The sequence below is a fragment of the Xanthomonas sp. NCPPB 3174 genome, from assembly GCF_056725205.1.
The window spans coordinates 167,501-189,724 of the sequence record NZ_CM161517.1; the positions used below are offsets into that span (position 1 = coordinate 167,501).

Consider the following 22,224-nt stretch of genomic DNA (forward strand, 5'->3'; position numbering starts at 1 on the left):
GTACTCCGGGGATAACAGGCTGATACCGCCCAAGAGTTCATATCGACGGCGGTGTTTGGCACCTCGATGTCGGCTCATCACATCCTGGGGCTGTAGTCGGTCCCAAGGGTATGGCTGTTCGCCATTTAAAGTGGTACGCGAGCTGGGTTCAGAACGTCGTGAGACAGTTCGGTCCCTATCTGCCATGGGCGTTGGAGATTTGAGAGGGGCTGCTCCTAGTACGAGAGGACCGGAGTGGACGAACCTCTGGTGTTCCGGTTGTCACGCCAGTGGCATTGCCGGGTAGCTATGTTCGGAAGCGATAACCGCTGAAAGCATCTAAGCGGGAAGCGCGCCTCAAGATGAGATCTCCCGGGACACAAGTCCCCTAAAGGAACCATGTAGACTACGTGGTTGATAGGTCAGGTGTGTAAGTGCAGCAATGCATTGAGCTAACTGATACTAATGATCCGTGCGGCTTGACCATATAACCTCAAGATGCTTCCTCGAAGCATCCCTTAGCGCGACACACGTCGATCGCTCTCACTCGCTCGCTACATCACACCCCATGAGAGGCTGGCGCCCTGCCGTCCTCGGTCCAACAACCGAGAACACGCACGCGGCGACACTCCAACCGTCTCCCTGGTGAAATTAGCGCTGTGGAACCACCCGATCCCATCCCGAACTCGGAAGTGAAACGCAGCTGCGCCGATGGTAGTGTGGCTCAAGCCATGCGAGAGTAGGTCATCGCCAGGGGCTTTACCCCAAATCCCCGTCCGAAAGGACGGGGATTTTTTATTGCGCCTGGAAAAAACGACCCGACCCCGCGGCGACATGACACACGGGTGTTGCGCGCCTTACCCTCACCCCAACCCCTCTCCCGGGGGGAGAGGGGCTTGGTTCCCTGCCCCGCGGAAGAAGGGGCTAGGCAGGGCGGATACGGGGCTAGCGCTTCGAATCCGGCAAGGTGCTGATCGCCAGGCGCCAGGACGGCGTGCCGTGGCCGAGGTGTTGGGCCAGGCCGGCACAAGCAGGATCGTAGGCCGCCGCAAGCACCAGCAGCGGCACCGCGCTCTCGGCCGCGTATGGCGCGCCGATCACGTGGCCCGCTTCCCCGTTGGCAGAGCGGGCTTTGTCGAACGGCACCTGGCTGCCGACGAACTCGGCGTGGCTGCGGTCGCCGCGCACATACGGCAGCAGCCAGTCGACGCTGCGTGCCAGCGATGCGCCGTTCGGTGCGCGCCAGTGGTACAGATCCTCGCCGCGTTCGGAGAACAGCAGTGCCAGCGTCACCAGCGGACGCAGGTCGTAGACGTGATAGGACAGCGCATCGCGTTCGACGAAGTCGATGCTGCGGCCGTCGGGCAGCAGGTTGTCGGCGATCTGCTGGCGAAAGCCGGTGCGGGCGTAGTCCAGTAGCCGGGTATCGTCGAGCGCGGCGCCGATCATGCCCACGGTCTTCAGCCGGTGGCTGTGCCAGTTATTGGTGGCGGTCTTGCGCTTGAGGTCGCGCGAGCCGATTTCGGCATCGGCGATCTTGCGCATCCACGCGTCGATGGCGTGGCGTCGTGCGTCCGGCAGCGCCGGGCGCACGATGCGGTAAGCGAAGATCGCCGGTTCCAGCCCGGTCTCGTCGATCGGATTGCCGTTGGGCACATTGTGCGCGGCCCATTGCGCGAGCTGGTCGCCGGCGACCAGGGCGTCGGCGCGCTCGCCGTCCAGGGCGTAGCGCAGCGCCAGCGCCTGGATGCGCGGCATGTCGCCCAGGCTGGTCTCGGTCGCCGCCTTCACTGGATCGCCGCGCAGGCGGCCGCCGGTGCTCAGGGTGTCGAGCGGGTGCGCACCTTGTGTCCGCGCCGCATCGGCCAGCCGGGCCTGCGCCGCCTCGATCTCGCGCCAGGCTGCATCGGTTGAAGCCGATGCGTGCAACTGTTGCCATTGCGCTGCGGTCGGCCACAGCCGCTGCACCGCGGCGGCGGGCGTGCTGTGCGTCAACGCGAATCCGGCAAGCACTACGCCGAGAACGGCGTGCGATGGACGAGGCATGGCGATCTCCGGAAGCGCTGGCGAGGGTGTCGGGCGACTGTAGGCGCGAAGCGGTGAACGCCGGATGGCCTGAGTCCGGAGCATGGTCGCCAGCATGCGCTCGCCGGTGCGCGGATGACGACGGGTCGTATCGGCGCCAGCGCGGCGTCACGTGTGCGCGGCTGCCAATGCCTGACACGCTAACCTCCCATCTTCCGCCGGCGAGGGCGCTCCGTACCCTCACCCCAACCCCTCTCCCGACGGGAGAGGGGCTTTGGCCTTTCCTTCTCCTCTCGGGACCATGGCTTGCTTTTCGGGGAAAGGTTCCGAAGGGGATGAGCGGTCGAGCGACGTCGTACCTAACCGGCCGCAACCACGCTCGGACTGTCCTATCGCGCCCGATCCAGCAACCACACTTCGACGCGTTCGTTGCGTGCCTTGGCCGCCGCGTCCTCACCGCCGATCAGCGGACGCAGTGCGCCGAGACCGCGTACCCGTTCCACCGCGACACCGCGTTGCACCAGGTAGGCGGCGACCACGTCGGCGCGGTCGTTGCTGGCGATGGTCGGGTACAGCCGGTTGGCGCTGTCCGGTGTGGCGAAGCCGATCACCGCCAGGGCGCGGCCGTGCATCGCTGGCTGTTGCATGAAGGCGACCAGCCGGTCGAGATCCTGTGCGCTGCGCGCTTCGTACATGCCATTGAGCGACTGCAGGCTGAAACGCAACGTGGTGGTCAGGCGCCGGGCGCCGACGCTGGCCTGGACATAGGCGCCGTCCGTGCGGCCAGCGGCGGTGGCGCCATGCGGCGTGGCCGGATCGACGTCGATCGTCATGGCGATCGGGCCGAGTCGGCGCACCACCCGTTGCGCCTGCGGGCCGATCGCGTACAGCGCCAGGCTGCGGCCAAGCGCCGACATCATCTGGCCGCCGTACAGGCTGTAGCGCTGGACCAGCGGATAGTCCTCGCCGCGCACGGCGGCGTCGGTCGGGAGTACGGCGATACCGCCGTCGGCGATGGCCAGCGCGCGCGCCCCGGCCGGCACCGGCGTGGTCAGGCCGACGACCGCCAAGGCGTCGGGATGGCCGGCGACGGCGCGTGCCGCCTCGGCCAGGTCCGCGTGCAGGACGTTCCCCGGCGTGCGCAGCGCCGTCAGCGTCAGGCGTTCGCGCAGGAAGTCGTCGAGACCGCCGGGAATGGCACTGCGGTGCAATGCGATCGGCAGGTCCGTGCCGCCGAGTTGCGACCAGCGCGTCGTCCGGCCGCTGAGGATGTCGCGCAGTTGCGCGACACTCAGCGTGGCGATGGGGTTGTCTGCGGCGACCAGCACCCGTGCGCCATCCAGGGCGACGACGAACTGCTGGTCCGGCGATCCCAGGTCGCCGAGCTGCCAGGCGGCCTCGCGTTCGTGCGCATCGGGCTGGCGCGCCAGCATCGCCAGTTCGGCGTCGCCATGCACCAGGTCGGCGAAGCCGGCGGCCGCGCCGGTGCCCGTGATCTCCACCACCAGCGGCGCCTCGTCGCGGACCGCGGCGATCTCCAGCGTCGTCGCATCGACGCGATGCCGTTGCAGTTGTCGGTAGCCCATGCTCTGCAGCCAGGATTCCACCAGCGCCGGCATCAGGCGCGCGCCGAGGCTGTTGGAGCCGTGCACGCGCAGGCGTTCGGCCGGTTGTGCGGACGCGGCCGGTAACGCGCACAGCATCGCCGCGCCGAGCAGCAGCAGGCGCAGGGTGAAACGCAACATGGGATCCCCCCTGGGATCTGGACAGGCGCGGCAGTGTTGGCGATCGGCGTGACATCGCAGTGACTGTGCGCATGGTCACGCACGACACTGCCGCGTCGCGGCGTGTCCTGCAGACGGTCAACGCGCGACGCGATCGCGCGGGACCGTCGAACCTCAGGCCGATCCGAGCCGGCGTTCGGCGGCCTGCGCCCAGCGCGCGGCGATCGCCGGCGAGGTGATGCACACGGCGCTGTCGGTGACCGTGGTGACCGCGCGTTCCAGCAACTGGATGTCGGCCTCGTGCTGACGCGCGACGTGTGGATCCTCGAAGAAGATCGCGCGGTGGCAGCGCCGTTCCAGGACGCGATCGGCGATCTGCGCGTCGCCGCCCATCGGACCGCTCTGGTAGCGGTGCACCCAGTCCTGGCCCTGCGGCCAGCCGCGGCTCCAGGCCAGTTCGTTGAGCCGCTGCCCGGTGGTGCCGGTGGCCACGCGCTCGGCGAAGCGCGACAGCAGGTCGAAATGTTCGCTGGCGAAGGCCAGCATCTGCGGCTTCATCGCATCATGGGCGATCAGCGCCAGGGTCTGCCGCGGCAGCGCGTAGAGATCGTCGGCGCCGGGATCCGGTGGCAACGCGGCGTGGATGCGCTCCATCTCGACCCAGTCGCGGGCGCTGGCCACGGTGGAAATGAACGGCTTGCCGTGGATCACGCACTGGCGCTTGAGCGCGATCGCCTCGGGGAAGATCGAGGACGGGTCGACCGGATCGATCAGGTAGATGGCACCGTCCAGGGTCCGCTCGGCGCCTTCCAGGCCCACGACCTCGGCCACCAGCTTCATCAGTCCGCCCTCGCGGCCGAACGGGTAGCGCCTGAGGCCGGCATGGCCGGCCAGCAGGCCGGCACGAACGATCGCCTCGTGGGTACGGCCGACCGCGTGCAGGCCGAGCTGCAATTCGCGGATACCGGCTTCGCTGGCGCGCAGCCAGCGGAACAGCGCGGCATCCTTGCCCTGGTGGTGCAGTCGGTTGGCGGCCAGGCCCAGGCGCATGCGTCGATCCGTGCGGGAAAGGTGCGACAGTCTGCGCCCGATGGCGGTGTCGACTCAATCGCCGCGAGCGCCGGGCCGCCACTGCGGACCCGGCGTTGCCGCGGTCACTGCGTCACTTGCTGCGCACGCACCGCCAGTACGTCCATCTGCGGCTTGTCGGCGCCGCTCTTGTCCGGCTGCAGGTTGAACGCGTAGTCGCTGCGCCACCACGCGCCGCCGGCCCAGGCGGTCCAGCCCAGCCAGACGTCGCCGTTGTCGTGGACGTAGCCGAGCATGGTGTCCAGCGCGGCCAGGCAGGTGGGGTCGCTGCTGCCGCCGAACTCGCCGAGGAAGCCGCGATAGCCGTTGGCGCGCAGCCATTGGGTGAACGCTTGCAGGCGTTCCGCGCCGATGCTGGTGCTGACGCAGGCGGCGCTGGTGCCGGAGGAGTCGGCGTCCAGGTACTGGTGCACCTCGAACGCCAGGTTGCCGGCCGGGTCGTGGACCGTGAGCAACCCCTGTGCGTTGGACACGCCGTACCAGGTGCTGTTCCAGCTGTGCGCGCCGCTGAAGGCGGTGCCGGGCACCAGGATCAGGTTGCCGGCGCCGGTGCCGCGGATCGCGTCGATGGCCGCCTGCGCGATGGCGGCCCAGTCGCCGGAGGCGAGGCCGTTGGGCTCGTTCATCAGCCCGAACACCACGCTGCTGTCTTTGCCGAACACCAGCGCCAGGCGCCGCCACAGATCGGCCAGTGCCGCCGCCGGCACCGCGTCGCCGCCGATGCGCACGCCGTCGTACTTGGCGTAGTTGTGCACGTCGAGGATCAGTTGCAGGTCGTAGCGCTTGGCGCGTTCGACGGCGGTGCGCAGGGCGTCGAGTTGTGCCGCATCGAGCGGCCCGCCGGCCTGCGGCTGCAGCCGCTCCCACAGGAACGGCAGGCGCACGATGTTCATGCCCTGCACTGCGGTGTACGCATAGTCGGCGTCGGTGGGATACACATAGTCCTTGAACAGCACGCCCGGCTTTTTCGCCGAGTTGAATTCGGCGCCGGCAAGATTGATGCCGGCGTAGCGCAGCGTCTGTTGTGCGTGGGCGAACGGCGCGCAGGCGGCCAGGAGCAGGCACAGCGCGGCGCGCTGCCGCCACTGCGGGGAACGGGAAACACGGGTCATGCGTGGCATGGCGGATCCTTTCGTGGGGAAGAGCGGCAGGCGCCGCCGCGATGCGGCGTGCGCGGCCGTGCACAACGCTGCAACCGCCATGCCAGAGCGATCGTCGTCGTGGGAAATGTGCGACGCATTGCACGTCGCACGTCATGCGTTCGCGCGCGGCGCTGTGCGCGTTCGTCGCTCTGGCGGTGCCGCGCTCAGCGCGTGATGCGCTGCGCCCAGGGCGCGAGGATCGCCATCTGCGGACGGTCGTGGCCGTCGGCGTCGGGCTCCACATTGAACGGATAGTCGGCGCGCCACCAGGCGCCGCCTGCCCAATAGCTCCAGCCCAGCCACAGCGTCTGGTGCTGGGCGATGTCGGAGAGCATGCCATCGAGCGCGCGCCGGCACACCGGATTGTCGGCGGCGGCGAATTCGCCGAGGAAGCCGAGGTGGCCGGTCTCCTGCAACCATCCGGTGAACGCACGCAGGCGTTCGACGCCGATGTCGTCGCTGACGCAGACCGGGCTGGTGCCGCTGGAGTCGGCATCGAGGTATTGGTGCACTTCGATCGCCATGCGCTGCAGCGGGTCGTGCAGCGCGGCCAGCGCGCTGGCGTTCGAGGTGCCGCCCACCGGCGTGTACCAGCTATGCGCGCCGGTCCACAGCGCGCCCGGCACCAGGATCAGGTTGCTGGCGCCGGTGGCGCGGATCGCATCGACCGCGGCCTGCGCAGCGGCGGCCCACGCGGCCGGCGTGATGCCGTTGGGCTCGTTCATCAGCCCGAACACCACCGCATTGTCGCTGCCGTAGGCGCGCGCCAGACGCTGCCACAGGTCGACGAAGGCAGCGACCGGCAGGCCGGTGCTGCCGACGAGGCGGCCGTCGTAGCGCGCGTAGTTGTGGATGTCCACGATCACGTACATGCCCTGCGCCTTGGCCTGCTGCACGGCGTCGTCGAGCAACGCCAGTTGCGCGGCGTCCAGTGGCCCTTGCGGCTGCGGCTGCAGGCGTTCCCAGCGCACCGGCAGGCGCAGCAGGTTCATGCCCTTGCCGGCGAAATAGGTGTAGTCGCTGCTGCGCGGATAGGTGTAGTCGACACCGACGACACCGGGAATCTTCGACGGCGCGATCTCGGCGCCGGAGAGGTTGACGCCGGCAAGACGCAGCGCTTGCTGCGCGTGCAACGGGACGAGCGGAACGGACAGGTACAGCAGCAGCGCGGCACGCCAGGCGTGCCGCGACCGCCGCCGCAAGGTGCGCGCGATCATGCTGGATCTCCTTCGGCATCAGAGGGGGAACCCGGCCGATGGAAACAGGGCAGACCGGGCTGATGACAACGGTGTGCGGACACCGTAGTGCATTGGCCAGGTCAGGGCGATACGTCGCAGGCGCGCATGCATGGATCTGTGCGGCGATTGGCAGCGCGATCCGGTACTGGATCGCGCTGCATGCGCTGTGCCTGGCGCGCCGTCGCCGACGCTGCACGCCGAGGTGCGGGGATGCGCAAGGTGTTGCCGGCATGCGGCGCCGGCAACGGCGGCTCACTTCTTGCCGGTGATCTGGCGCGCGTACTTGGACAGGATCGGCATCTGCGGCTTCTCGCTGCCGTCCTTGCCGGGCTGCACGTTGAACGGATAGTCGGGCTTCCACCATGCGCCGGCCGCCCACCAGGTCCAGCCCAGGATCACGTCGTCGTTCTTCTGCATGTAGCTGAGCATGTTCTCCAGCGCCTCATTGCAGGTGGGCGTATTCGCGGTGGCGAACTCGCCGATGAAGCCGACCTTCTTGTTCTCGCGCAACCAGCTGACGAATCCGGCCAGCTTCTCGGCGCCGGCGGTGGCGCTGACGCACTCGCCCTTGGTGCCGCTGTTGTCGCGGTCCAGGTACTGGTGCGCTTCGAACGCCATGTGGTTGCGCGGATCCTTCAGCGGCTGCAGCGCGACCGCGTTGGGCGTGCCGTAGGCGGTGCTGCGCCAGCTGTGCGCGCCGGTGTAGGCGGTGCCCGGCACCAGAATCAGATTGTTGGCGCCGGCCTTGCGGATGGCGTCGATCGCCGCCTGCGCCGCGCTGGCCCAGTCGGTCGAGGACACCGCGTTGGGCTCGTTCATCAGCCCGAAGATGACGTTGTCGTCGCCCTTGAACTCTTTCGCCAGGCGCCGCCACAGATCGGCGAACACGTCGTCGGGGGCACCCTCGCTGCCGACCAGCGCGCCGTTGTACTTGGCGTAGTTGTGCGGATCCAGGATCAGGTACATGCGGTTGGCCTTGGCCTGCTCCACCGCCTTCTTCAACAGCGCCAGTTGCGCCGGGTCGAACTCGCCCTTGGCGGTGGGCTGCAGGCGTTCCCACAGGAACGGCAGGCGGATGGTGTTCATGCCCTTGCTGGCGAAGTAGCTGTAGTCGCTGGCGGTGGGGTAGGTGTAGTCCTTGTACAGCACGCCGGGCTTCTTGCCGGAGTTGAACTCGGCGCCGGACAGGTTGACGCCGGCGTACTTGAGCACGCTGCGGCCTTCGGCGGCAGCGTTGCAGGCGACGGTGGCGAGCAGCAGCGCCAGCGGCAGGGAACGCCAGCGCGGGGAACACGACGAGGAAAGCGACATGGGGGAGCTTCCTGGAGTGAAGGGGGAGCGCCGCCCGCTCGGGGGAGTGCGGGACGGCAGGCGCAAGCGTGCAAGGATCGCCCCCATGATCGCCAGCCTGGACGCACCCGTGTTAGCCGGGCATTCACCTGGAACAGACAGGCCGTGCGCGGACGCCAGCCGGCATCACTGCGCGCGCGTGGTGCAACTGGCAGTGGCGGCGTGATCGCGGTCGCGATGCCCGCCTGCCCGGGCGTGCAGCGATGGCAGAGCGGGGGTGTTCGTCACGACCAGCGACCCTGCGCGCAGCATGTTCCCGGCACGTGCTGGCGGAGTGGGGCCGAGGATGCCGCCTTCGGCCGCTTCCGCCGATCCCGCAAGGTTTGCCGTCGCCGTCGTCCCGAACGCCCGACTTCTGTCGAAGTCCGGGCGGGGAGCTCAGGCGGCTGCCTGGGTCGTCACCGGCAGGCGGTTGCCGATCCATTCGGCGATGCTGGCCGCGGCATCGCGGCCTTCGGCCACGGCGGTCACCACCAGGTCGGCGCCGCGCACGGCGTCGCCCCCGGCGAACAGCTTCGGGTTGGTGGTCTGGTACGGCAGGCGGCCGCTGCCGTCGGACTCGCCGCCGCCGGCGAGGATGCGGCCGTTGGCGGTGCCTTCCACGCCCTGCGCCGCCAGCCACTCCGGCACGCTCGGCGAGAAGCCGAAGGCGATGATCACCACGTCCGCGTCCAGCAGCGATTCGCTGCCTTCCACCGGCACCGCGGCCTGGCGCCCGCGCGCATCCGGCTCGCCCAGACGGGTCTGCACCACGCGCACGCCGACCAGGTTGCCGGCGGCATCGGCTTCCACCGCCAGCGGCTGGCGGTTGAACAGGAAGCGCACGCCTTCCTCGCGCGCATTGGCCACTTCGCGCGCCGAGCCGGGCATGTTGGCCTCGTCGCGGCGGTAGGCGCAGGTGACCTTGGCCGCACCGAGGCGGATCGCGCTGCGCACGCAATCCATGCCGGTGTCGCCGCCGCCGAGCACGACCACGCGCTTGCCGCTCAGGTCGGGCAGCGCGATCTTGTCTTCCCAGCCGGCGATCGGTCGGCCCCAGGGATCGTTGCCGCCGACGATGCGGCTGTTCTGCACCAGGAACGGCAGCGCCGGCAGCACGCCGGGCAGGTCCTGGCCGGGCAGGCCGCCGTCGGTGTAGCGGTAGGCGCCGGTGCCCAGGAACACCGCGTCGTACTCGCCGAGCAGCTGTTCCAGGCTCACGTCGCGGCCGATCTCCACGCCCAGGCGGAACTGCACGCCCATGCCTTCGAGCACCTCGCGGCGCTTGCCGATCACGCTCTTGTCCAGCTTGAAGCTGGGGATGCCGAACTGCAGCAGGCCGCCGATCTGCTCGTAGCGGTCGTACACCACCGCCTGGATGCCGGCGCGGGCCAGGCGGTCGGCGCAGCTGAGCCCGGCCGGACCGGCGCCGATCACCGCCACGCGCTTGCCGGTGGGTTCGACCTGGCTCAGGTCCGGGCGCCAGCCGTTGTTGAGCGCGGTATCGACGATGTACTTCTCGACCGCGCCGATGGTGACCGCGCCGAACTCCTCCAGCGTGCAGCTGCCTTCGCACAGGCGGTCCTGCGGGCACACCCGCCCGCACACTTCCGGCAGCGGATTGGTGCTGTGGCACAGCGCCGCGGCTTCCTCGATGCGGTTCTCCTGCACCAGTTGCAACCACTGCGGGATGGCGTTGTGCACCGGGCACTTCCAGCTGCAGTACGGGTTGCCGCAATCCAGGCAGCGCCCGGCCTGGTACTGCGCATCGGCCTTGTCGAACTTGCCGTACAGCTCGTTCCAGTCGCCGGAGGTACGCAGTTCCACCGGGATACGCTGCGGCATCTGCCGCGGCAGGTCGAGGAACTGGAAGGCGTGTTTGCGGCTCATAGGGGCGGGGATTCGGGATTGGGGATTGGGGATTCGAGAAAGCGGAGGACTGGCGTCGGATCCGATGCGGGATTGCTTTTACCAATCCCGAATCCCGACTCCCCAATCCCGTCGCTGCGGCGTGCCGCCATCAGGCGGCTCGGCGCAGCGACTCGGTCAACGACTCGATGCTCGCCGCCTTCGGTTTGACCAGCCAGAACTTGCCGACGTAGTCGCGGAACTCGTCGAGGATCTGCTGCGCCCAGATGCTGCCGGTCAGTTCGCGGTGGCGGCTGATCAGCTTGTGCAGGTGCTGGCGGTGGCTCTCGAAGCCTTCGGCGGAGATGCGGTGGATGTCGATCAGTTCGTGGTTGTAGCGGTCGACGAAGTCGCGGTCCACGTCGAGCACGTAGGCCAGGCCGCCGGTGAAGCCGGCGCCGAAGTTCAGGCCGACCTTGCCCAGCACCAGCACGATGCCGTCGGTCATGTACTCGCAGCAGTGGTCACCGGCGCCCTCGATCACCGCCAGCGCGCCGGAGTTGCGCACCGCGAAGCGCTCGCCGGCGCGGCCGGCGGCGTACAGCTCGCCGCCGGTGGCGCCGTACAGGCAGGTGTTGCCGATGATCGCGGTGCTGCGCGCCTCGAAGCGCGCGCCGCGCGGCGGGCGCACCACCAGGCGGCCGCCGGCCATGCCCTTGCCGACGTAGTCGTTGGCCTCGCCTTCCAGTTCCAGGTGCAGGCCGCCGGCGTTGAACGCGCCGAAACTCTGTCCGGCCGAGCCGCGGAAGCGCAGGGTCAGCGGCGCATCGGCCATGCCGTGGTTGCCGTGGACGCGGGCGATGGCGCCGGACAGGCGCGCGCCGATCGACCGGTCGGTGTTGTGGATCAGGAAGCGATGGTCGCCGCCGCGCTTGTGCGCGATGGCGTCGGCGAGCAGGCCGTCCATCTGCGTGGCCAGGCTGTCCGGCGATTCGTACAGGCGCTGCGCGGCGCAGTGGCCGCCGTCGTGGCGCACGTCCTTGAGCAGCCGCGACAGGTCCACGCGCACGCCTTCGCGCGGCGAGATGTCCAGTTGCTGCAGCAGTTCGGTACGGCCGACGATCTCGTCCAGCGAGCGCACGCCCAGGTACGACAGCCACTGCCGCACTTCCTCGGCCAGCAGCCGGAAGAAGTTCTCCACGCGCTCGGGCAGGCCGACGAAGTGGTTGGCGCGCAGGCGCTCGTCCTGGGTGGCCACGCCGGTGGCGCAGTTGTTGAGGTGGCAGATGCGCAGGTACTTGCAGCCGAGCACGATCATCGGCCCGGTGCCGAAGCCGAAGCTGTCCGCGCCCAGGATCGCCGCCTTGACCACGTCCAGGCCGGTCTTCAGGCCACCGTCGGTCTGCAGGATGGTGCGCGCGCGCAGGTCGTTGGCGACCAGCGCCTGGTGCGATTCGGCCACGCCCAGCTCCCACGGCACGCCGGCGTAGCGGATCGAACTGACCGGGCTGGCGCCGGTGCCGCCGTCGTGGCCGGACACGGTGATCAGGTCGGCGCCGGCCTTGACCACGCCGGCGGCGATGGTGCCCACGCCGGCATGGCTGACCAGCTTCACCGACACCAGCGCGCTCGGATTGACCTGCTTGAGGTCGTAGATCAGCTGCGCCAGGTCTTCGATCGAGTAGATGTCGTGGTGCGGCGGCGGCGAGATCAGGCCGATGCCCGGCTTGGCGTAGCGCAGCCGCGCGATCAGTTCGTTGACCTTGTGCCCGGGCAACTGGCCGCCTTCGCCGGGCTTGGCGCCCTGTGCGACCTTGATCTGCAGCACCTCGGCGTTGACCAGGTATTCGGGGGTGACGCCGAAGCGGCCGGACGCCACCTGCTTGATCTTGGAGCGCTTCTCGGTGCCGTAGCGCGCCGGGTCTTCGCCGCCTTCGCCGGAGTTGCTGCGCCCGCCGAGGCGGTTCATCGCGATCGCCAGCGCCTCGTGCGCCTCCGGCGACAGCGCGCCGAGGCTGATCGCGGCGGTGTCGAAGCGGCGCAGCAGGTCCTCGGCCGGGGCGACCTCGTCCAGCGGCGTCGGCGTGGCCGCGCGCTTGAGCTGCAGAAGGTCGCGCAGGGCGGAGGCCGGGCGCCCGTGCACCGCGGCGGCGTAGGCGTCCCAGTCGGCCTGCAGGCCGCTGCGGGTGGCGCGCTGCAGGGTCAGCACCACGTCCGGGTTGTACATGTGGTACTCGCCGCCGTGCACGTACTTGAGCAGGCCGCCCACTTCCGGCTTGAGCAGGTCGTTCCAGGCGCGCGCGGCGAGCTGCCGCGCCTCGGTGTCCAGCCGCGCCAGGCCGACGCCGCCGATGCGCGCGGCGGTGTCCGGGAAGCACAGCGCCACCACGTCCGGATCCAGCCCGACGATCTCGAACAGCTGCGCGCCGCGGTAGCTGGCGATGGTGCAGATGCCCATCTTGGAGATGATCTTGGACAGGCCCTTGTAGATGCCCTTGCGGTACTTGCGGCCGATCTGGGTCTGCTCGCCGCCGCTCTTGAGCAGCAGGATGCCGCGCCGGCCCAGGTCGAACAGGGTTTGGTAGGCCAGGTACGGATACACCGCGGTGGCGCCGAAGCCGAGCAGGCAGGCCATGTGGTGCGGATCGCGCGCGGTGCCGGTCTCGATGATCAGGTTGACGTCGCAGCGCAGGCCGGCCCGCGAGAGGTGGTGGTGCACCGCGCCGGTGGCCAGCAGCGCATGCGCCATCGGCCGTTCCGGCACCGGGTAGCGGTCGGTCAGCAGCAGCATGACCTTGCCGTCGCGCGCGGCCTGTTCGGCCTCGGCGCAGATGCGCTTGAGGCCGGCCTCCAGGCCTTCCTCGACGCTGTAGGACAGGTCGATCTGCGCGTTGCGGGTCTGGTACTGCGGCATCTTCAGCAACTGCCGCAGCTTGCGCTGGCTGAGCACCGGCGAGTTGAGAATGACGTGGTTCACCGTCTCCGGGCCGGCATGGAAGATGTTGGTCTCCTTGCCGAGCTGGGTGGTCAGCGACATCACGCAGTCTTCCCGCAGCGGGTCGATCGGCGGGTTGGTGACCTGCGCGAAGGCCTGGCGGAAGTAGTCGTACAGCGGCCGGGTGTGGCGGCTGAGCACCGCCATCGGGGTGTCGTCTCCCATCGAGCCGGTGGCTTCCTGCTCGGTCTCGGCCAGCGGCCGCAGCACCTGCTCCACTTCCTCGGTGCTGAGCTGGAACAGCTTGTGGTAACTGCGCAGGGTGCGCTCGTCGAACGGCTCCTCGACCAGCGAGGGGTCGATCAGTTCGGTCTGCAGGTAGGTCACGCCCTGCTGCAGCCACTGCTTGTACGGGGCGCGGCCGCGGTTGATGCGGTCGATGGCATCGGAATCGAGCAGGTCGCCGCGCTTGAGGTCGATGGCCATCATCTCGCCGGGGCCGAGCTTGCCCTTGCGGGTGACGCGCTCGGCAGGCAGTTCCCACACGCCGGCTTCGGAGGCCACCAGGAAGTGCCGATCGGAGGTTAGCATCCAACGCGCCGGGCGCAGGCCGTTGCGGTCGAGCATGCAGGCGGCGTAGCGGCCGTCGCAGGCGACGATGCCGGCCGGGCCGTCCCACGGCTCGGTGTTGAGGCCGTAGAACTCGTAGAACGCGGCCAGGTCGGCGTCCTTGAACTCCAGCGACTGCGTGGCCGGCGGCACCAGGATGCGCAGCGCCTGCAGCAGGTCCATGCCGCCGGCGACCAGCAGCTCGAGCATGTTGTCCAGGCTCTGCGAATCGGAGCCGTGCATGGAGATCACCGGGTCGAACTCGGCGATGTCGAAGCGCGGGGTCTTCCACACCTTGCTGCGCGCCTGCGCCCAGTGCCGGTTGCCCTCGATGGTGTTGATCTCGCCGTTGTGCGCGAGCAGGCGGAACGGATGCGCCAGCGGCCAGCGCGGCAGCGTGTTGGTGGAGAAGCGCTGGTGGAACACGATGGCGCTGGAGGCCAGGTCGTTGCGCTGCAGGTCCGGGTAGAAGGTGCTGAGCTTGTCCGGCAGCACCATGCCCTTGTAGCTGATGCCGTTGGGCGAGAGCGTGGTGACGTAGAAATCGGCGACCTCGCGCAGGCGCTGCTCGGCGCGGCGGCGCGCCAGGAACAGGGCCAGGGCGAAGGCGTCCTCGCCCTGCTCGGCGCCGGCGTCGACGAACACCTGCTCGATGCGCGGCAGGGTGTCCTTGGCCAGTTGCCCGCACACCGCATCGTCGGTGGGGGTAAGGCGCCAGCCGCATGGCTGCGCGCCGACCCGACGCAGTTCCTCTTCCAGCACCTGGCGGCAGCGCGTGGCGGCATCGGCATCGTCGCGCGGCAGGAACACGTTGCCGGCGGCGAAGCGCGCGCCGACGCTCAGGCCGGCCTCGCGCGCCAGCGCGCGCAGGAACGGCTCGGGTTTGCGGATCAGCAGGCCGCAGCCGTCGCCGGTGAGGCCGTCGGCGGCGACGCCGCCGCGGTGGGTCATGCGCGACAGCGCGGCGATGGCGGTATCCACCAGCGCCCGCGAAGGTTGGTCGTCGAGTTGCGCGACCATGCCGAAACCACAGGCATCGCGCTCGTCTTGGGGGTCGTAGAGCCCGTGGCGGTTGCGGGGGGCCATGTCTGCCTCTGAAAGCGATCCGAAGGAACGCGGCGACACTCGCCCCCGCTCTGTCCTGGAGCGCTTCTTGAGGTCACCGGAATCCCGACTAAAACATAGTTGGTGCGGTGCCGCAATACACCGTTACACCTGCAACTTCAGGGCTGGCGGCGGCGTTGCCGCCGCCGCCGCACCAGGGCCGCTGGCGGCGCCTCAGCCGCAGCGAACGCCGGTGATCTGGTTCTTTTCGTCGACCTCGATGTTCAGCCGTTCGCCGTTGAACTCCATGGTCACCGCCTGGTTCGGCTTGAGCACGCGGGCGGTCTTGGCGCCGGTATCGCTGCGCGCCTGGTCCAGCAGCGCCGGGGCGAAGGTCTGGCCGACCAGGCCCTGCGCCTGCGAGGCATCGCAGCTGCCCACCGGCGGCGCGTCCGGCGCGTTGGCCGGGTCCGGCGCGGCGGCCTGCTGCGCGGCGGCCTGGGCCTTGGCGCTCACCTGTTCCTGCTCGTCCGGCGGCGGCGCGCCGCAGGCGGCCAGGGCCAGCGCCAGGCAGGCCGTGCCGAGCAGGCCGGCACGCGTGGACGCACGGGAGGAAAGGAGGTTGCTCATCGGGGCTCCTATGGATGGAGGGAAGGACGCGTGAAGCATAGAACGTGCGTCGCGCTTTGAGGCCACCCAGGGCCACCGGCGGCGAACGGCGCCCCCGGCGCGCCGGCCACGGGGATCCGGCCTTGCGGCGCGACGCACGTTCCAACGCCGGCAGCATCGGCCATGGCGCGTTCGCCACTCGTTAAGCGCTGCAGCCGGCCGGCATCACGTGCCGTAGCCGTTGCGCTGCCGACAATCGAGGCTCGTGGAACCGGCGGCGCGGGCCGCGGTTCCGGCTTCCGGAGGTCCGATGTCCATCCAGTCCCGTTCCACCGCCGCCGCCGAGGCCGCGCGTGCCCGGCAGTCCCGCCAGGCCGCCAGCAGCGCCGGCCTGGTCTATGTCAGCGACCAGGAGCCGGGCATCGTCCGCCGCCGTGCCGGCAAGGGGTTCGGCTACCGCCTGCCCGACGGCAGCGCGGTGCGCGACGCCGCCACCCTGCAGCGCATCCGCCAACTGGCGATCCCGCCGGCCTATACCGAGGTGTGGATCTGCACGCGCGACAACGGCCATCTGCAGGCCACCGGCCGCGACGCGCGCCGGCGCAAGCAGTACCGCTACCACGCCGACTGGGCGCAGGTGCGCGGCGACGGCAAGTTCGAGCGCATCGTCGCATTCGGCCAGGCGCTGCCGCGGTTGCGCCGGCGCCTGCGCCGCGACATGGCGCTGCCCGGCTACCCGCGCGACAAGGTGCTGGCGATGGTGGTGGCGCTGATGGCCGAGACCCTGGTGCGCGTGGGCAACGCCGAATACGCGCGCAGCAACCGCTCCTACGGCCTGACCACGCTGCGCAACCGCCACCTGGCCTTCGTGAAGGGGGGCCGCGCGCGGCTGCAGTTCCGCGGCAAGGGCGGCCAGGAGCACGACATCGAGGTCGACGACGTGCACCTGGTCAAGCTGATCCGCGGCTGCCAGCAACTGCCCGGGCAGGCGCTGTTCCAGTACCGCGACGACGACGGCCAGCTGCAGCCGGTGGATTCGGGCGAGGTCAACGACTACCTGCGCGAGGCGATGGGTGAGAGCTTCACCGCCAAGGACTTCCGCACCTGGGGCGGCACCCGCGCCGCGCTGCAACGGCTGGCCGCGCTGCCGCTGCCCGACACCGGCGGCGAGCGCGCGCTGGCGCAGGCGCAGAACGCGGTGATCCGCGAGGTGGCCGAGGCGCTCGGCAACACCCCGGCGGTGTGCCGCAAGGCCTATATCGACCCGTGCGTGTTCGACGGTTGGCGCTGCGGCCGCCTGCACGGCCTGTGCGAGGGCGTGCGCGGCGAGCGGCAGTGGGATCTGATCACGCTGAAGTACCTGGGGCGGGCACGCACCGCGGCGCGCAAGGCGGCCAAGGCGGCCGGCCGTACCGCGGCCAAGGCGCCGCCCTTGCGCAAAGCCGCGCGGACCACGCGCAAGGGTGCGGCGGCAAGCACGCAGGGCAGTGGTCACCGCAGCAATCGCAAGGCCGCGCCCGCGGCGCGCAAGCGCGCCTGAGCGCCGCGCCGCCGCGGATGCGGCGGCACGGCCCCGCGGTGCGGATCAGCCGCAATACACGGTGGTGATGTTGTTGGTCGGGCCGACTTCGACGGTCAGGCGGTCGCCGCCGGTCTCGCGGGCGCCACGGTTGGCGCTGTCCACGCCGCTGGAGGTGGCGCCGTTGTCGGCGACGCTGCTCTTGACCACCTGCACCTTGAGGCTGTCGCTGTCGACGCGGGCGCGTTCGACGGTCATGCGCGAGGCGGCCAGGCCAACCGCGCCGCGGACCTTGTCGATATGGCACTGGCCGGAGATGACGCCGTCGATCGGCTGCACCTGCGCCACCTGGGTGGTGCTGCAGGCGCCGAGCAGCAGCACAGCGGCGAACGGGGCGAGGCGGGCAAGCGGGTGGCGGATCATGGGGCGTCTCCTTTGATCGATGGCGCGAGCCTGTCGCGGCGCATGTTTGCGCCGCATGAAGAGATCGCGCCGGCGGTTTCACCGGTCGTGGCCGCCGCCGGGGCCAGACTCGGGATTCCCCCAGCAACCGGAGCCGATCATGGCCATCTGCGATGTCTGTGGAAACGACTACGACCAGGCCTTCACCCTGACCCAGGGCGCGCGCAGCGGTACCTTCGATTCGTTCGAGTGCGCCATCCACGCCTTCGCCCCGCGGTGCAGCCACTGCGAGTGCCGCATCGTCGGCCACGGCGTGCAGGCCGGCGAGCGCATGTTCTGCTGCGCGCATTGCGCCCAGCACGCCGGCGTCAGCGGTCTCGCCGACCGCGCCTGAGCGACGCCCGTTCCTTCCCTTCGAGGAGGGTTGCGCGACCGCGTCCTCCTCCCGCATCCGGAGTATTGCCGATGGCCTCCCGCAAGCGTCCTGCCGCCACCAAGTCCGCCCCGTCCAAGCGCAGTAGCACCGTGGCGTCGTCCAGCGCCAAGACCGTGCAGCAGCAACGCGCGCTGCAGCGCGCGGTCGATGCCGGCGACGCCAAGCCCAAGCCCAAGCGCGCCAAGCCGGGTGACGCCGGCCAGGCCGGCCCGCGCAAGCAGCCGCAGCGCATGCCCAAGCAGCACCTGGCCAAGCCGGGCAACGAGCACGAGTTGGCGCTGCAACCGCGCTTCGAAGCGCCGGAGTACCTGGGCAGCGGCAAGCTGCGCGGCATGAGCGCGATCGTGACCGGTGCCGACTCGGGCATCGGCCGCGCAGTGGCGGTGCTGTTCGCGCGCGAGGGCGCGGATGTGGCGGTGCTGTACCTGGACGAGCACGAGGATGCGCAGGTCACCCGCCAGCACGTCGAGAACGAAGGCCGCCGCTGCATCACCATCGCCGGCGACGTGAAGGATCCAGCGTTCTGCGAGGACGCGGTGGCGCAGACCGTCAACACCTTCGGTGGGCTCGATGTGCTGGTCAACAACGCCGCTTTCCAGTTGCATTGCGATGCGCTGGAGGACCTGAGCGAGGAACATCTGCAGGAGACCTTGCAGACCAACATCGCCGGCTATTTCCACATGGCGCGCGCGGCGCTACCGCATCTCAAGCGTGGTTCGGCGATCGTCAACAGCGGTTCGGAGACCGGGCTGTTCGGCAGCAAGTCGCTGCTGGACTATTCGGCGACCAAGGGCGCGATCCATGCATTCACCATGGCCCTGGCCAGCCAGTTGCAGCCGCGCGGCATCCGCGTCAACGCGGTCGCGCCGGGGCCGGTGTGGACGCCGCTCAATCCGGCCGACAAGTCCGCCGAGGACGTGGCCGAGTTCGGCAAGCAGAACCCGATGGGGCGCCCGGCGCAGCCGGAGGAGCTGTCGCCGGCGTATGTGTTCCTGGCCTCGCCGATCACTGCCAGCTACATCAATGGCGCGATCCTGCCGGTGATGGGTGGGCCGACGGGGTAGTGGGTGAGTGGGTTGGCGGGTGAGTTGGCTGGCGGTCGGACCCTCACCCCAACCCCTCTCCCGAGGGGAGAGGGGCTTTTGACTCCCTTCTCCCATTGGGACCATGGCCCCCTTTTTTGGGGGAAGGTGCCCCGCAGGGGCGGATGAGGGTGCGGGACGCTCGTGTTCGATCTCAGCGCGTCGCTTCGCGCCGGACCCTCACCCCAACCCCTCTCCCGGTGGGAGAGGGGCTTTTGATCCCTTCTCCCCTCGGGAGAAGGTGCCCCGCAGGGGCGGATGAGGGTGCGGGTCGCTCGTGTTCAATCTCAGCGAGTCGCTTCGCGCCGGACCCTCACCCCCAACCCCTCTCCCGACGGGAGAGGGGCTTTGCTCACTCCGCTTCGGCCCAGCGCGCCAGGTTCTGCTTCAGCGCGTCGATGCCGGCCCACGGATCCTTGCGTCGCCGTTTCAGCTTGGCGGGGACGTCGCGCAGCTTGAAGGCGTCGGCGCGGTGCAGTTTGGACAGGTCGCTCCAGGCCAGCGGCATCGCCACCGGCGCGCCGGCGCGGGCGCGCAGCGAATACGACGCCACTGCGGTGGCGCCGCGGCCGTTGCGCAAATAGTCGACGAAGATGCGCTGGTTGCGCAGGCGCTTGCTGGCGGTGGCGAGGAAGCGCTCGGGTTGCGACTGCGCCAGTGCGTCGGCGAAGCCATGGGCGAAGCGCTTGGTCAGGTCCCAGTCGCAGCCCGGCGCCAGCGGCACCACCACGTGCAGGCCCTTGCCGCCGGACACGCGCAGGAACGACTCCAGCTCCAGCTGCGCGAGCAGCTTGCGGATGTCGGTGGCCGCGCGCTTGACCTCGGCGAAGGGCACGTCCGGGCCCGGGTCCAGGTCGAACACCACGCGGTCGGCACGCTCCGGGGACGCGGCATGCGCGCCCCACGGGTGGAACTCCAATGCGTTGAACTGCACCAGCTCCAGCAGCCCGGCGGCATCCTCGACCACCAGGTACTCGGCCTGGGTGCCGCTCTCTTCCTTCAACCGCACCGACGACACCAGTTCCAGTCCGGCGGTGTGGTGCTTCTGGAAGAAGCACGCGCGTTCGGCGCCGGCCGGGCAGCGGATGATCGACAGCGGGCGGCCGGCGATCTCCGGCAGCAGGTGGTCCATCACCGCGCTGTAGTAGTCCCACACCTCGCGCTTGGTCGCGCCGATGTCGGGGAAGACCACGCGGCCCGGGCTGGACAGCGTCGGCGGTGTGCGCGCGGTGCCCGTGGTCGCGACGTCGCGCTTGCTGCGCCGAGGACCGCTGGTCTTGGTTTCGCTCGACTTCGCAGCCTTCGTCACCTTGGTCGCCTTCGTTGTTTTGGCCGTTGCGTCTGCCTTGGCTTTCCTGGCCGCCGGCGTCACCCGCGCCGCCGCCGCGCGCGGTGCCGGTGCGTCGGCATCGCCCAGGTCGGCGATGTCCTTGTCCGGTCGCACCGCCTTCAACGAGGCCTGGCGCAGCAACTGCTGTCCGCCGATGCCGCGGTAGAACACCTCCACCACGAAGCGCGGCGCGAACCAGCGCGCGCTGCGCAGATCGGTCTCGGTGGTGGGCACGTGCACACTGGGCGTGGCGCTGCCGGCCTTGCCGATCAGCGCGGTCAGCTCGCGCAACAGGGCATCGGAGAAGCCGGAGCCGACCCGCCCGACGTACAGCCAGCCATGTTCGGCATCCGGCCGCGCCAGCAGCAACGAGCCGAAGCCGCTGCGGCTGCCCTTGGGCGCGGTGTAGCCGACCACCGCGAATTCGTCCGAGCGCAATTGCTTGGTCTTGCGCCAGTCGTCGCTGCGGCCGCCGTGGTAGCTGCGGTCGGCGCGCTTGGAGACGATGCCCTCGAAGTGCTGCGCGCCAGCGAGCTGGAACGCGGCGTCGCCGTCGCCGTCGATGTGCGAGCTGAAGGCCAGGTGCGTATCGGCGTCCTGCAGCAGCCGCTGCAGCAGCGCCTTGCGTTCGGACAGCGGTGCGGCGGCGATGTCGATGCCGTCCAGATGCAGCAGGTCGAACAGGGCCAACGCCAACTTGCCCTGGCGCTCGCCGGACAGCACCGCCTGCAGCAGGTTGAAGTCCTCCTTGGTCCCCTTGCCGGCGATCAGTTCGCCATCCAGCGCCGCCGAGCGCAGGCCCAGCGCGGCGATGGCATCGCGGATCTCGGGAATCTTGTCGGTCCATTCGATCGCGTTGCGCGACCACAGCCGCACCACGCCGTCGGCGACGGTGGCCAGGATCCGGTAGCCGTCCCACTTGATCTCGTGGATCCATTGCGCGCCCTGCGGCGGGGCATCGCCCAGCCGGGCCAGCTGCGGCGCGAACGGTCCGTCCGGCGCCGCCGCCGGCATCGCGCCCGGCAGCGCCTCGGCCAACTTGGCCCAGTTCGTCCGGCGGCCTTTGCGCACTGGCGCCACCGCCGTGACCTTGCGCTTGTCCGGTTTGCCGGCGCCGGCGCGTTTGATGTCCTGCGCCGGCGCCGCGGTGACATCGGCCAGCAGGTCGTCGGCCTCCAGGTCGCCGGCGAAGGCGTCGTCCTCCTTGAACAGCAGCCACTGCGGCTGCCGCGCCGGCTTGCCCGAGCGCACCAGGTGCCAGCCACCCTTGAGCTTGTCGCCGAACAGTTCGAAGCGTAGATGGCCCTTGGCCAGTTGCGCCTCCGGATCGTCCGCGCTGCTCCACACGCCGTGATCGAACTGGGCGACGTGGCCGCCGCCGTATTCGCCCTGCGGGATCTCGCCCTCGAACGTGGCGTAGTCGAGCGGATGGTCTTCCACCTCTACCGCCATGCGCTTGACCTTGGGGTCGTAGCTCGGCCCCTTCGGCACCGCCCAGCTCTTCAGCGCATCGCCGACCTGCAGTCGGAAATCGTAATGGCGGCGGCTGGCGTGGTGCAGCTGCACGACGAAGATCGGCCGCTGCCCCGACGGCACCGGCTTGCCCGGCTCCGGCTCGCGGGTCTTGTCGAAGCGGCGCTTGCGGCGGTAGTCGGCGAGGCTCATGGCGCGGGCCCGGCCCGCGTCACTTGCGCAGGTGCGCGCGGACCGCCGCGGCACTGCTGCCCACGGCTTGCACGGCGGCGCGCAGCGCGTCGGCGGACACGCCCAGCGCCTGCGTCCAGTAGCGCACTTCGTAGTCTTCGTGGAGGTTGATGCGGTCGCGATCGGGCGAACCGGTGTTGCGGGTGTCGTCGCTCATGCCGATGTCCTGCTGTCCAGAAG

General features: G+C 69.8%; 15 protein-coding genes and 2 rRNA genes (1 of these 17 running past the window's edge). 5 read left to right on the forward strand and 12 right to left on the reverse strand.

Annotated elements, in window-relative coordinates:
* Together AC1PK7_RS00735 and rrf are read left to right on the forward strand one after the other, a co-directional pair.
* Positions 1 to 466 (forward strand): 23S ribosomal RNA (locus tag AC1PK7_RS00735) (it extends 2,414 nt beyond the left edge of the window).
* A gap of 154 nt (positions 467 to 620) precedes the next feature.
* Positions 621 to 735: ribosomal RNA gene (rrf, locus tag AC1PK7_RS00740) — 5S ribosomal RNA — on the forward strand.
* Positions 736 to 924: 189 nt separating this feature from the next.
* On the opposite strand, the gene AC1PK7_RS00745 is transcribed toward rrf, so the two are convergent.
* The 9 genes from AC1PK7_RS00745 to AC1PK7_RS00785 form a co-directional block, all read right to left on the reverse strand.
* On the reverse strand, positions 925 to 2,025 hold the full coding sequence (locus AC1PK7_RS00745; RefSeq protein WP_481099533.1) for an alginate lyase family protein: 1,101 nt from the start codon (positions 2,023 to 2,025) through the stop codon (positions 925 to 927).
* A gap of 368 nt (positions 2,026 to 2,393) precedes the next feature.
* Positions 2,394 to 3,749 carry a substrate-binding domain-containing protein gene (locus tag AC1PK7_RS00750; protein ID WP_481099534.1) on the reverse strand — a complete coding sequence of 452 codons (1,356 nt, stop codon included), beginning with the start codon at positions 3,747 to 3,749 and terminating at the stop codon, positions 2,394 to 2,396.
* A gap of 153 nt (positions 3,750 to 3,902) precedes the next feature.
* Positions 3,903 to 4,778, reverse strand: a complete 876-nt coding sequence (locus tag AC1PK7_RS00755) for a methylglyoxal synthase (protein ID WP_420008503.1) — start codon at positions 4,776 to 4,778, stop codon at positions 3,903 to 3,905.
* 104 nt (positions 4,779 to 4,882) lie between these two features.
* Positions 4,883 to 5,938 carry a glycoside hydrolase family 5 protein gene (locus AC1PK7_RS00760; RefSeq protein ID WP_481099535.1) on the reverse strand — a complete coding sequence of 352 codons (1,056 nt, stop codon included), beginning with the start codon at positions 5,936 to 5,938 and terminating at the stop codon, positions 4,883 to 4,885.
* A 185-nt stretch (positions 5,939 to 6,123) separates the two neighbouring features.
* Positions 6,124 to 7,176 (reverse strand): glycoside hydrolase family 5 protein, encoded by a 1,053-nt coding sequence (locus tag AC1PK7_RS00765; protein WP_481099536.1) that lies wholly within the window; start codon positions 7,174 to 7,176, stop codon positions 6,124 to 6,126.
* 273 nt (positions 7,177 to 7,449) lie between these two features.
* Positions 7,450 to 8,508 (reverse strand): glycoside hydrolase family 5 protein, encoded by a 1,059-nt coding sequence (locus tag AC1PK7_RS00770; RefSeq protein ID WP_481099537.1) that lies wholly within the window; start codon positions 8,506 to 8,508, stop codon positions 7,450 to 7,452.
* A 417-nt stretch (positions 8,509 to 8,925) separates the two neighbouring features.
* Positions 8,926 to 10,416 carry an FAD-dependent oxidoreductase gene (locus AC1PK7_RS00775; RefSeq protein ID WP_371184000.1) on the reverse strand — a complete coding sequence of 497 codons (1,491 nt, stop codon included), beginning with the start codon at positions 10,414 to 10,416 and terminating at the stop codon, positions 8,926 to 8,928.
* Between the two features lie 130 nt (positions 10,417 to 10,546).
* Positions 10,547 to 15,004, reverse strand: coding sequence for a glutamate synthase large subunit (gltB, locus tag AC1PK7_RS00780; protein ID WP_481099538.1), 4,458 nt, complete (start codon positions 15,002 to 15,004; stop codon positions 10,547 to 10,549).
* 192 nt (positions 15,005 to 15,196) lie between these two features.
* Positions 15,197 to 15,592 carry an I78 family peptidase inhibitor gene (locus AC1PK7_RS00785; protein ID WP_010342269.1) on the reverse strand — a complete coding sequence of 132 codons (396 nt, stop codon included), beginning with the start codon at positions 15,590 to 15,592 and terminating at the stop codon, positions 15,197 to 15,199.
* Between the two features lie 220 nt (positions 15,593 to 15,812).
* On the opposite strand from AC1PK7_RS00785, the gene AC1PK7_RS00790 reads away from it, so the two are divergent.
* On the forward strand, positions 15,813 to 17,111 hold the full coding sequence (locus AC1PK7_RS00790; RefSeq protein WP_481099539.1) for a DNA topoisomerase IB: 1,299 nt from the start codon (positions 15,813 to 15,815) through the stop codon (positions 17,109 to 17,111).
* 45 nt (positions 17,112 to 17,156) lie between these two features.
* Here AC1PK7_RS00790 and AC1PK7_RS00795 read toward each other — a convergent pair whose 3' ends face one another.
* Positions 17,157 to 17,513, reverse strand: coding sequence for a hypothetical protein (locus AC1PK7_RS00795; RefSeq protein WP_010342267.1), 357 nt, complete (start codon positions 17,511 to 17,513; stop codon positions 17,157 to 17,159).
* Positions 17,514 to 17,652: 139 nt separating this feature from the next.
* Here AC1PK7_RS00795 and AC1PK7_RS00800 point away from each other — a divergent pair, with 139 nt between their 5' ends.
* Entirely contained in the window at positions 17,653 to 17,886 is a 234-nt protein-coding gene (locus AC1PK7_RS00800) for a hypothetical protein (protein ID WP_481099540.1), read from the forward strand.
* A 71-nt stretch (positions 17,887 to 17,957) separates the two neighbouring features.
* Entirely contained in the window at positions 17,958 to 18,992 is a 1,035-nt protein-coding gene (locus AC1PK7_RS00805) for an SDR family oxidoreductase (protein WP_481099541.1), read from the forward strand.
* 370 nt (positions 18,993 to 19,362) lie between these two features.
* On the opposite strand, the gene ligD is transcribed toward AC1PK7_RS00805, so the two are convergent.
* On the reverse strand, positions 19,363 to 22,005 hold the full coding sequence (ligD, locus tag AC1PK7_RS00810) for a DNA ligase D (protein ID WP_481099542.1): 2,643 nt from the start codon (positions 22,003 to 22,005) through the stop codon (positions 19,363 to 19,365).
* Positions 22,006 to 22,024: 19 nt separating this feature from the next.
* On the reverse strand, positions 22,025 to 22,201 hold the full coding sequence (locus AC1PK7_RS00815) for a DUF3606 domain-containing protein (protein ID WP_420008511.1): 177 nt from the start codon (positions 22,199 to 22,201) through the stop codon (positions 22,025 to 22,027).
* Positions 22,202 to 22,224: the final 23 nt, after the last annotated feature.